The 10,758-nt window shown below is 69.9% G+C and carries 10 protein-coding genes; 3 read left to right on the top strand and 7 right to left on the bottom strand.

Annotated elements, in window-relative coordinates:
• Positions 1-198: 198 nt before the first annotated feature.
• Positions 199-483, bottom strand: a complete 285-nt coding sequence (locus ACFWE2_RS21505) for a helix-turn-helix domain-containing protein (protein ID WP_377226246.1) — start codon at positions 481-483, stop codon at positions 199-201.
• A 334-nt stretch (positions 484-817) separates the two neighbouring features.
• Here ACFWE2_RS21505 and ACFWE2_RS21510 point away from each other — a divergent pair, with 334 nt between their 5' ends.
• Entirely contained in the window at positions 818-1,675 is an 858-nt protein-coding gene (locus ACFWE2_RS21510; protein WP_377226247.1) for a hypothetical protein, read from the top strand.
• Between the two features lie 136 nt (positions 1,676-1,811).
• On the opposite strand, the gene glnA is transcribed toward ACFWE2_RS21510, so the two are convergent.
• The 5 genes from glnA to ACFWE2_RS21535 form a co-directional block, all read right to left on the bottom strand.
• A complete protein-coding gene (gene glnA, locus ACFWE2_RS21515) occupies positions 1,812-3,236 on the bottom strand; it encodes a type I glutamate--ammonia ligase (RefSeq protein WP_377226248.1) in 1,425 nt (474 codons plus the stop codon).
• A gap of 271 nt (positions 3,237-3,507) precedes the next feature.
• On the bottom strand, positions 3,508-4,245 hold the full coding sequence (locus tag ACFWE2_RS21520; RefSeq protein ID WP_377226249.1) for a DUF4191 domain-containing protein: 738 nt from the start codon (positions 4,243-4,245) through the stop codon (positions 3,508-3,510).
• A gap of 42 nt (positions 4,246-4,287) precedes the next feature.
• Positions 4,288-5,289, bottom strand: coding sequence for a lipoyl synthase (gene lipA, locus ACFWE2_RS21525; RefSeq protein WP_377226250.1), 1,002 nt, complete (start codon positions 5,287-5,289; stop codon positions 4,288-4,290).
• A 91-nt stretch (positions 5,290-5,380) separates the two neighbouring features.
• Positions 5,381-6,097: a lipoyl(octanoyl) transferase LipB gene (gene lipB / locus ACFWE2_RS21530; RefSeq protein WP_377226251.1), complete on the bottom strand. Its 717-nt coding sequence runs from the start codon at positions 6,095-6,097 to the stop codon at positions 5,381-5,383.
• A gap of 134 nt (positions 6,098-6,231) precedes the next feature.
• Positions 6,232-6,945, bottom strand: coding sequence for an HNH endonuclease family protein (locus tag ACFWE2_RS21535; RefSeq protein ID WP_377226252.1), 714 nt, complete (start codon positions 6,943-6,945; stop codon positions 6,232-6,234).
• Positions 6,946-7,110: 165 nt separating this feature from the next.
• Here ACFWE2_RS21535 and ACFWE2_RS21540 point away from each other — a divergent pair, with 165 nt between their 5' ends.
• A complete protein-coding gene (locus tag ACFWE2_RS21540) occupies positions 7,111-8,199 on the top strand; it encodes a Gfo/Idh/MocA family oxidoreductase (RefSeq protein ID WP_377226253.1) in 1,089 nt (362 codons plus the stop codon).
• Positions 8,200-8,317: 118 nt separating this feature from the next.
• Positions 8,318-9,784, top strand: a complete 1,467-nt coding sequence (locus tag ACFWE2_RS21545; protein WP_377226254.1) for a hypothetical protein — start codon at positions 8,318-8,320, stop codon at positions 9,782-9,784.
• Here the strand turns inward: ACFWE2_RS21545 and ACFWE2_RS21550 are convergent.
• Complete coding sequence (locus tag ACFWE2_RS21550; protein ID WP_377226255.1) at positions 9,768-10,709, bottom strand: TIGR01777 family oxidoreductase; 942 nt, start codon at positions 10,707-10,709, stop codon at positions 9,768-9,770. The genes ACFWE2_RS21545 and ACFWE2_RS21550 overlap by 17 nt on opposite strands.
• Positions 10,710-10,758: the final 49 nt, after the last annotated feature.

Below are 10,758 nucleotides of genomic sequence, written 5' to 3' on the forward strand. Positions count from 1 at the left end.
TCCGCTTGCCGCACCCCGCTGCATAATGGACCTCTTAGATATCAGGGCGCGCCTGCCGGCGCCCGGGCCCGCGCCTCCGGCGGGGCCCCGCGATGGGGACCCCCGCGCGGCGGGCCTGGCGGCCCTTGCGCCACCCCCACCGCACCCCACCTCCGGCGCGAGCCCATGGCGGCAAACCATCAGCGGCGAGATCCAGGGTTACCCGGCCCCACGGATGCGGTCACGTTGACCGATGAACTGCCGGTAAAGGTCGATGCTGTCCACACCTAGCGCAGCCGCGACGCGCTCAAACTCGTTGAGGCGCGGAGCCTGGCGGCCCTTCGTGTAGTTGATGACCAAGCCCTCAGAGAGCCCGGCCTGGCGAGCGAGCGTCTTCTTGTTCATGCCTGCATCCGCAAGAGCCACACGCAACGTGACCCCGAACGCCTTTCGGACAAGCGCAGCGTGCTCGCCACCGTCGAACGAGCCGTTGTCGGTACTCATGTTTGTGAGTCTGTCACCCTCAGCGCTCAGTGCCTCCGGCGGGCACCCAGGAATCAAGAGGATCGAGGGACCGCGGTGCCCCTGTTCCTCCGCCATCCATTGGCTTCACCGGGACCCTGACAGCGAACCCGCCGGCAAGGCAACAGGTCCCGCCAACACCCAGCACCACCGCACCACTAGCTGCATGGGCGGGACCTGTTGCCTTGACGGCAGAACCGATGTCCGAGACGTGCCCCGCGCCAACGGATGACGGAGGAACAGGGACCCCGAGCTGGGAGTATGGCCGGGTCAAAAACCTGCCGAACATGGCGTTGGCCGGTCTAGTGTGCTCGCCATGGATGCTGCTTCAATACCTGGCCACGGCGCTGTGCAAGGCTTCATGGAGTATGCAGCGGACACGTTTGAAGCCGTCGGAGTCGCAATCAGAGGAGCGCATGTCCTCGTCGATACTGCTGATCTGATGCGTCATTACCGCTCTGCTGGAGCAAAGGTTGACCCGGTCGACCAGGAGCTGCATGACGCAGCGGTACCGGCACGCGACAGCATCGCGGGCGACTTCGCAATCCTGCACGGCCATGCGCTGATGGGCGCGTGGGGAGCGCTCGAAGCGTGCATAGACGATGTCGCGATTGACTGGCTCACTGAGACTGAGGGTGCGTGCGCGCTTAGTGCCACGAACACGCTCAAAGTTTCGCTTGGTGACTATCTCGCTCTCAAGGGCGATGCCCGGTGGCCTTGGCTCCTGGACCAAATCAAGCGGGCACAGTCGTCCTCGCTCAAATCTGGCGTGGGCCAGTTCGAGACCGTTCTGAGCGCGGTTGGTCTTGGTGGTGGAGTAGATCCGCACATCCGAACGGCAATCCACTACACGAAGGCGATCCGCAATGTGATCGCCCACAAGGGCGGCCGGGTTGACGCTAGGTTCGTAGAGGCATGTCCAGACCTCGGTCTCACAGAGGGTGAACGGCTGAGCGTCACGAGTAAGCAGTTCTTGGCCGGATTGACGGCGATGCTCGCTTATAGCGGCGCTGTGTACGAGCGGTCCAGAGTTCTTGCTGGTGCAGGCGCGAGACCGCCGCGCCTGCCGTGGTGGGTCGAGGACCTTGCCTCACTGCCAGCCGCATTTACGACCTCGGGCGCAGCGCGGCGAGGGTCCAAGGCGGATTCGCCTGATCTTGACCGCACGGCGTAGCGACCGAGGTGGGTGGTTACACGAGAGTTACACGGGAGCACGAGAAACGGCGGCCAACGCTGCACAACGTCGCGAGACGAAAGTGCAGGTCAGCCGCCGTTTCGGAGCATCTCAGCAGGTCACGGGGGACCGACTGTCAGATGTCGTAGTAGAGCTCGAACTCGTGCGGGTGCGGCCGCAGACGGATCGGGTCGATCTCGTTCTCGCGCTTGTACGCGATCCAGGTCTCGATCAGGTCCTCGGTGAACACGTCACCGGCGGTCAGGTACTCGTGGTCGGCCTCGAGCGCGTCGAGCACACCGCCCAGCGACGTCGGAACCTGCGCGATCTGCGCGTGCTCCTCCGGGGGCAGCTCGTACAGGTCCTTGTCGACCGGGGCCGGGGGCTCGATGCGGTTCTTGATGCCGTCCAGGCCGGCCATCAGCATCGCGGAGAACGCCAGGTACGGGTTCGACGACGGGTCCGGCGCACGGAACTCGATGCGCTTCGCCTTCGGGGAGGTACCCGTGATCGGGATACGGATCGAGGCCGAGCGGTTACGAGCCGAGTAGACGAGGTTCACGGGAGCCTCGAAGCCCGGCACCAGGCGGTGGTACGAGTTCACCGACGGGTTCGTGAAGGCGAGCAGCGACGGCGCGTGCTTGAGCAGGCCACCGATGTACCAGCGAGCCAGGTCGGACAGGCCGCCGTAGCCCTTCTCGTCGTAGAACAGCGGCTCGCCGTTCTTCCAGAGCGACTGGTGCGAGTGCATGCCCGAGCCGTTGTCGCCAAAGATGGGCTTCGGCATGAACGTGGCCGACTTGCCGGCCTCGAACGCGACGTTCTTGATGACGTACTTGAACTTCATCAGGTCGTCGGCGGCGTGCAGCAGGGAGTTGAACTTGTAGTTGATCTCCTGCTGGCCGGCGGTGCCCACCTCGTGGTGCGCGCGCTCGACGGAGAGGCCGACCTGGCCGAGGGTCTTGACCATGTCGTCGCGCAGGTCCGCGAAGCGGTCGCTCGGCGAGACGGGGAAGTAGCCGCCCTTGTAGCGGGTCTTGTACCCGAGGTTGCCACCCTCCTCCTCGCGGCCCGTGTTCCACACGGCCTCGACGGAGTCGATCGAGTAGAAGCTCTCGTTCGCGGCGGTCTTGAAGCGGACGTCGTCGAACACGTAGAACTCGGCCTCGGCACCGAAGAACACGGTGTCGGCGATGCCGGTCGACTTCAGGTACGCCTCGGCCTTGGCCGCGATGTTGCGCGGGTCGCGGGCGTAGGCGTCACCCGTGAACGGGTCCACGATCGAGAAGTTCACGATCAGGGTCTTGGCCTTGCGGAACGGGTCGATGAACGCCGTCGTGATGTCCGGCACGAGCTTCATGTCGGACTCGTGGATCGCCTGGAACCCGCGGATGGACGAGCCGTCGAACATGAGGCCCTCGGTGAAGGCGTCCTCGTCGAACTGCTCGACCGGGATGTTGAAGTGCTGCGTGATGCCCGGCAGGTCGATAAACCGGACGTCGACGAACTCCACCCCCTCGTTGCGGGTGAAGGCGATCGCCTCCTCGGCGTTCTTGAACATCTGCGCTCCTTGCTCGCTCGATAAGTTCAGGGGGAGTCCGTCGGACCTTGCCGGACGAGCAGGGCAGGGTCGCACGCGGATCGCCATGAACCTATGGGCAGGTGGTTTCTCTCGGGTTAATGATTGTTGCCGGGATGTTTCTCGGGCCTCTCGGCCGCGTGACCCCGGGAAGATGTGCTGGTCGAGGGTCCGGCAGCGTCCCTCAGCGTGCCAGAAGTCACACGGCCGGGCCCGGCGACGTCCGTCCATCGGACAGCCGGGAAGTGGCCGGTCAGCGGCCGCGCATGCCCTTGCGGTCGGGGCGCGCGCGGGTCGGGTCGATGCCCTTCGGGATCGGCAGCTTCATGCCGCCGATGGCCTTGAGGCGCTTGCTGATCTCGGCGACCTCGGCCCTCGTCAGGGTCGACTTGAGCTTGGTGACGGCGCGCGCGAGCTTGGTGAGCGGCACCTGTCCCTCGCCGTCGCCACACTGGATCAGCGTGACCGGGACGTTCGAGAGGATGCGGCTGACGCGCTTGCGCTCCTGCTCGAGCAGACGCCCGACGCGGTGCGGCGGTCCCTCGGAGACGAGCACGATGCCGGCCTTGCCGACACCGCGGAACACGAAGTCCTGGTTGCGCGCGTCGACCGCGACGGGCTCGTCCTCGAAGGTCCAGCCGCCGCGGACGGTGCCGAGCGCCGCACGCGCGGCGCCGGGCTGGCCGGCGATCTGCGTGTAGGCGGCCTTCTCGGCGCTGCGCGACAGCACGAACATCGCGGCGAGCACGCCGAACGGCACACCGATGACCAGTGCGTAGACCCACGGACCCGTGAGGACGCCGATGAGCAGCGCTACCGCTACGACGCCGACGAACGCGGCGAGCATCCACCAGGTGACCAGCGGGTTCTGCTTGCGGGTCATCTTGTAGACGTCCCACAGCTGGTGATACCAGCGGCGCTTCTTGGGCTTCTTCTGCTTGGCGGCGGAGGCGTCGCTGCGCGCGTCGTCCCCGGACGAGTTTCGGGCCATGGTCGTCAATCTTAGTGCGCTGCGGGTGGTCTGGTTGCCGGGTCAGCGGGCCAGCAGGCTCGCCGCCTCCTGCCGGGAGGTGGTCGGCTGTGCGAGGTGGGACAGCGCCTCGGGGATCGCCCGGCCGTGCTTGGTCATCGCCTGGCCCCACAGACGGCCCGCGCGGTACGACGAACGCACCAGCGGCCCCGCCATGACGCCGAGGAAGCCGATCTCCTCCGCCGTCTCGGACAGCTCCACGAACTCCTCCGGCCGCACCCAGCGGTCCACCGGGTGGTGGCGCAGCGACGGGCGCAGGTACTGGGTGATCGTGATGATGTCGCAACCGGCGTCGTGCAGGTCCTGCAGCGCCTGCTTGACCTCCTCGATGGTCTCGCCCATGCCGAGGATCAGGTTGGACTTGGTGACGAGGCCTGCCTCGCGGGCCCGGGTGATGACCGAGAGCGACCGCTCGTAGGTGAACGCCGGGCGGATCTGCTTGAAGATGCGCGGCACGGTCTCGACGTTGTGCGCCAGCACCTCGGGGCGCGACTCGTTGACGGCGTCCAGCAGCTCGGGGATGGCGTTGAAGTCCGGGATCAGCAGCTCGACGCCGGTGCCCGGGTTCAGCGCGTGGATCTGGCGCACGGTCTCGGCGTAGAGCCAGGCGCCGCCGTCGGCCAGGTCGTCGCGGGCGACGCCCGTGACCGTCGAGTACTTCAGGCCCATGGTCCGCACCGACTCGGCGACGCGGCGCGGCTCGTCCTTGTCGAAGTCGGCGGGCTTGCCGGTGTCGATCTGGCAGAAGTCGCAGCGGCGGGTGCACTGGTCACCGCCGATGAGGAACGTGGCCTCGCGGTCCTCCCAGCACTCGAAGATGTTGGGACAGCCGGCCTCCTCGCACACCGTGTGCAGGCCCTCGCCCTTGACGAGCGATTTCATGTCGCGGTACTCGGGACCCATCACCGCCCGGGTCTTGATCCACTCGGGCTTCTTCTCGATGGGCGTGGCCGAGTTGCGCGCTTCGATGCGCAACATGCGTCGGCCTTCAGGTGCGATGGTCACGCAGATCCCTCCCAGGTCAGCGGGTCGGCCCAGCCTATGCCTCGGGCGACCGCGCTCGCGCGGTCGGCCCGGGCCCAGGCAGTGGCGTTCGTCACGCGGTGGCGACGGCGGCCGGCACGGGCACTGGGGAGGCCGCGGCGGACGGCGTCTCCTGGCGGGCCAGCAGCGGCGCGAGGCGATCGACCAGCGCTGCCTCCAGCAGCGGCCGGACGTCGTCGACGGTGATACGGCGGCCGAGCTCGGCGGTCAGCGAGGTGACGTCGGCGTCCTCCGCCGGGATGCCGCACGGCACTATGTGGTCGAACGCGGTGAGGTCGGCGTCGCAGTTCAGGGCGAGGCCGTGCATGGTGACGCCCTTGGCCACGCGTGCGCCGATGGCGCAGACCTTCCGCTCCAGCCGCGGCGCCGCGACGTCGGGGGAGTCCGCGGCGACCCACACGCCCGAGCGGCCCTCGACCCGGATGGTCTCCAGGCCGAACGTGGCGCAGACGTCCATCACCGCCTGCTCGAGGGTGCGGACGTACTCGACGACGTCGAACGGCTTGGCCAGCTTGATGATCGGGTAGGCAACGATCTGGCCCGGACCGTGCCACGTGATCTTGCCGCCGCGGTCCACCTTGATGACCTCTGTGCCGTCGGTCGGGTACTCGGCGCGGTTCGTCCGCGCGCCCGCCGTGTAGACGGACGCGTGCTCGAGGAGGAAGACGGTGTCGGCCTGCTCCTCGGTACGGACGGACTCGTGCGTTGTGCGCTGCAGGTCCCAGCCCTCGTGGTACTCGACGTGCCCGGTGAGGTGACGGATGTCCATGCCAGCCACCCTACGTCTCTGGCGCGGCGCCGTCCGCCGACCGGGATTCAGAAGGTCAGGGGGAGCCGTAACCGGCCTGGTCATGGCTCGCCCTGGCGTTACGGCTATTCCTGGCCTGGCCTGGCCTGGCCTGGTCAGGAGGCCGGGAGCGGCTCCGCGGGGCAGCTCGTCAGCACGTCCTCCATGGCGTCGTGCTCGGCGGGCGTGACCCACAGCCCGTACTCGACCTTGACCGCGATCTGCCGGGCGACGTACTCGCAGCGGTAGGCCTGGTTCTCGGGCAGCCACTCGGACGCGTCCTTCGCGCCCTTGCCCATGTTCGCGGGGCCGTCGGAGGCCACGAGGTTGCGCGGGTCGTTCGCGAACTCGACGCGCTTCTCCTTGTCCCAGTCCGCCGCGCCGGTCGTCCAGGCGTTCATCAGGGCCACGACGTGGTCGATCTGCACGTCGCCCGAGTTCTCGCCGCGTTCGAAGGCGATGGTCTCGCCCGTGTACGGGTCGTCGAGCGTCCCGGACGCGACCTCGCACGCGTCGCCCGCGGAGAACTTGATGTCCTCGAGGTCGCGCTGGAGCATGTCGTTGCGGGTGTCGCAGCCGTTGTCGTCGACGTCCTGCCACGCGCTGCCGAAGTCGGCCTCGCGGTCGTAGCCGGCCTCCGTCGCGGCCTCCTTCACCGCGAGCGAGTCGAGCGCCGCCAGGGCCGAGCCCTCGGCGCCCTCGGCGGGGGCGACGTCGTCACCAAGGGACTTGATGATGAAGTTCCCGGCCAGCACGAGGGCCGCCACCGCGATGAGTACGAGCTGCAGGGTCTTGCGGGCCTGGCTGGACTTCTTGGCTGTGGCGGACACGAGCCCCTCATTCTTTCGGCAGGTGTGGTCCGGACACACTTGGCCGGACACGCTAAGAACGTACGAAACGTACCTCTTGCCCCAGTCTGCCAGAGTTGTGTTACGGCAGTTAACCCGCTGACCAGTGATCTCGCGTCGCCGCGCCCCGCGGGGCACCATGGGGCCATGGCTCTTCGGATCGGGATTGTCGGCTACGGAGGTGCGGGCAGGCAAATCCACGCCCGCCTGGCGCGAGCTGCGGGAATGTCGGTGACAGCCGTCGTCGCACGCGACTCGGGACGGCGCGTGCAGGCGGCAGGCGACTGGCCCGGCGCACGCCTGTTCAACGACCTCCCGTCGATGCTCTCCGAGCCCGGGCTCTACGACCTCGTGGTCATCGCGAGCCCCTCGTCGCTGCACGCCGAGCACGCGAACGCCGTCTCCGTCGCCGGCAAACCCTTCGTGCTGGACAAGCCCATCGCGACCACGGCGGCGGAGGCCCGGCGGGTGCTGAGCGCCGCGTCGTCGTCCGGCACGCCGTTCACCGTGTTCCACAACCGCCGCTGGGACCCGGAGCAGCTCACCCTCGCGGCCCTGCTGAAGCGCGGCGACCTCGGCAAGGTGCACACCTTCGAGCGGCACTGGGAGCGCTGGCGCCCCAAGCCGCAGCAGCGCTGGAAGGAGAACGACGCGGTCGGCGGCGGGCTCCTGCTCGACCTCGGCCCGCACCTCGTGGACTCGGCCACCCAGCTGTTCGGCCCCGTCGTCGCCGTGTACGCGGAGACGCGCGCGCTCTCCACGCCCACCGAGGACGACGTGTTCCTCGTGCTGCACCACGCCGCGCCAGGGAGCGAGCCCGGCGTCGTCCCGGGACGGGCCGCGGGCACCGACGTCCTCTTCGGGGCCGAGCCACCCGCCAAGGGCGTGGTCTCCCGCCTGTGGGCAGGCTCCCTCGTCGGCGCGCCCGGACCCCGCACGCGCGTGCTCGGCGACGGCGGCGCCTACCTCGTGAACTCGTTCGAGGGCGACGCCTCACCCTTCGACGTGCTCGACGGCGAACAGCCCGAAGGCACGCACGGCTGGCTGGTCCGCGGCAGGGAGCGGACGGCGGTGCCCCAGCCGCCCGGCGGGCACGGGGACTTCTACACCGCGGTCGCCGAATGGCTCGCCGGCGAGGCCGAGGTCCCGGTCGACCCGGCGGACGCGGTCCGGACCGCCGAGGTGCTGGACGCCGCCCGGCGGTCCGCCAAGGAGGGGCGACTCATCGACGTCTGAGCGGCCCGAACCCCGTGCCCGGAAGGTCCGCCTTCGAGTGGTCCACCCACAGGGCACCGGATTCAGCAAATCCTGTGGATAAAGAGCGGGCCTCGAAATGCGGGGTTCTCATGAATGCGTGCACTACATCGAATCTGCGGAACTGGTCCGCGTGGCCGTCCCCACGGACGCCGCGGCGCGCGCCCTCCTGGTGCGCCGTCTAGACACTCTCGCGACACTGGACCACCCCCATCTGGTGCCGCTCATCGCCATCTCCCCGAACGGTCCGGACAACCTGGACGTACGGCTGTCGCGGACGGGAGCTGTCGATCTACCCACAGCCGTCGGATCCCGGGGTCCCCTGACCGCCGCGGAAGGCGCCGGCGTCACCGTCGCGATCGCACAGGCGCTCGCGGCCCTGCACAGCGTGGGCCTCGTCCACGGCGGGGTCCGGCCGACGGACGTGCTGCTGCGCTCCGACGGGAGCGCGATGCTGCGCCCCCGCGTGACGCTCCCGGACCACAGCGACGACCCGGTCGACGTCACGTCGCTCGCCACGCTCGTCGAGTCGGTGCTCGGCTTCCCCGGCCCCAGCCTGAACTCCGAGGCCGACGAGGCCCTGCGTGCCGTCCTGGCCAGGGCCCGCGCCGAGGACCCGCGCGACCGGCCCGAGCCGGGCACCCTCGCGGCGCTCGCGCACGACGCCGTGCAGCCGGAGCCGGTCCGCCTCCCCGCGGGGTCCGCGCTGATCTCGGCGGCCATCAGCGGCCCGGTGCCGCTCGCCGGCCACGTGCCGCTCGGCGCGCACACGCCGTCGGCCTGGCGCACGGCGGCCCGGACGCTCACCGGTTCGATCGCGGCGGTCGACGGCAGGGCCTGGGCGGCCCAGGCGCGGCGCCGGGCGACGATGCCGATCAGCGGGCGGTCCCGTGCGGAGCTGGTCGCGGAGGGCGCCGAGCCGCGGACCACCACCGTCTCCGTCTTCGCCACGATGATGATCGCGGCGGGCGTCGTCGCGGGTATCACGGCGGGTGTCACCGCCATGCCACAGGTCTTCGGCGGCGACAAGCCCGCGGCGGCGGCGCCGTCGCCCGAGGCCTCCGCGACGAAGCTGGGCGGCATCAGCCCGGTGGCCAACGCCAAGGACCCGGCGGGTGCGGCCGCCGAGCTGACGTCGCGCCGCCTGGCGCTGCTTGCGGGCGCCGTGTCCGACATCAAGACGGTCAACGTGGAGGGTTCGCCCGCCTACGTGGCCGACAAGAAGATCCTCGACGAGCTCAGGCGGACCGGGGCGCAGGTGGTCGGTGCGTCCGCCGACGTGCAGTCGATGGAGGTCGTGACGATGGGCCCGGGGGCAGCGTCCGCCCTGCACAACGCCACCACCGCATCGCGCACCGCGACGTCCGAGACGGACGGCGCGGCCGTGGGTGAGCAGGCGGCGAGCAAGGATGCGCCCATGGAGGCGGTCGTCCGGATCGCGTACACGATCACCGCCCACACGCAGGTGTCGGACAGGGGTGAGACGGCGGTTCCGGCATCGAAGGAGTCGGCCGACCTGACCCTCGTGTGGACCCCGCAGGGCTGGCGCGTCAGCGAGGTGCGCTGACCTCGTTCGTCTCGACGACCCAGCGGGCCGCGTCCTGAGGAGTCGCGTGCGTCCAGGTGAAGCCGGTCCTGGACAGCACGCCGGGCACGACCCGCTGGGAGGCGACGAGGTCGCCCGCGAACTGGCCGACGGCGATCCGTAGCGCGAACCGGGGCACGGCGAGCACCGCGGGGCGGTGCAGGGCCCCGGCCAGCGCACGGGTCAGCTCCCGGTTGGTCGTCGGCTCGGGCGCGACGGCGTTGACCGGGCCGTCGACGTCCGCGCCGATGACGTGGCGGATCGCCGCGACCTCGTCGGTGAGGGTGATCCAGCTCCACCACTGGCGGCCGCTGCCCAGCGGTCCGCCGAGGCCGAGCCGCAGGAGGGGCAGCAGCTTGCCGAGCGCGCCGCCCGAGGGGGCGAGGACCAGGCCGCTCCGCAGCCACACGACGCGCGCCCCGGCGTCCGACGCGGGGCTGGTCGCGTTCTCCCACGCCTTGACGAGGCCGGCGAGGAAGTCGTCCCCGCGCGTCGACGTCTCGGTGAGGACCTCGTCCTTGCGGCTCCCGTACGCCCCGACCGCCGAGCTGTTGACCAGCACCGGCGGGTCGTCCAGGCGGGCCACCGTGCGTGCGAGCAGGCTCGTCGTCGTGGTACGTGAACCGAGCAGCGTCTGCTTGTAGGCGGCGGACCAGCGGTGGTCGCCGATGCCCGCACCGGCCAGGTTCACGACGGCGTCGACCCCCTCCAGCGTGGCCGGGTCGAGCTCGCCGGTCCGCGGGTCCCACGGCACGTCGCGGATGCCCGGCGCGGCGGTGTCGCCGTCGGGGTCGGACGGCGCGGCGCCGCGGCGGACCAGCCGCCGTACGGTGTCCCCGCGCGCGAGGAGGTCCGCGACCAGCGCGGAGCCGATGAGGCCGTGCGAGCCGGCGATCGCCACATCCATGCGGCGAATCTACCGGTCAGACGGCTGTGGCCGGTCCCGAACCCGGGAC

Origin of the sequence: Promicromonospora sp. NPDC060271 (assembly GCF_042726755.1) — a bacterium.
Taxonomy (GTDB): Bacteria; Actinomycetota; Actinomycetes; order Actinomycetales; family Cellulomonadaceae; genus Promicromonospora.

Excerpts from the sequence above, each read along its gene's own strand:
- ACFWE2_RS21505 (WP_377226246.1), bottom strand. The coding sequence starts at position 483 with ATGAGTACCGACAACGGCTCGTTCGACGGTGGCGAGCACGCTGCGCTT.
- ACFWE2_RS21510 (WP_377226247.1), top strand. The coding sequence starts at position 818 with ATGGATGCTGCTTCAATACCTGGCCACGGCGCTGTGCAAGGCTTCATG.
- glnA (WP_377226248.1), bottom strand. The coding sequence starts at position 3,236 with ATGTTCAAGAACGCCGAGGAGGCGATCGCCTTCACCCGCAACGAGGGG.
- ACFWE2_RS21520 (WP_377226249.1), bottom strand. The coding sequence starts at position 4,245 with ATGGCCCGAAACTCGTCCGGGGACGACGCGCGCAGCGACGCCTCCGCC.
- lipB (WP_377226251.1), bottom strand. The coding sequence starts at position 6,097 with ATGGACATCCGTCACCTCACCGGGCACGTCGAGTACCACGAGGGCTGG.
- ACFWE2_RS21540 (WP_377226253.1), top strand. The coding sequence starts at position 7,111 with ATGGCTCTTCGGATCGGGATTGTCGGCTACGGAGGTGCGGGCAGGCAA.
- ACFWE2_RS21550 (WP_377226255.1), bottom strand. The coding sequence starts at position 10,709 with ATGGATGTGGCGATCGCCGGCTCGCACGGCCTCATCGGCTCCGCGCTG.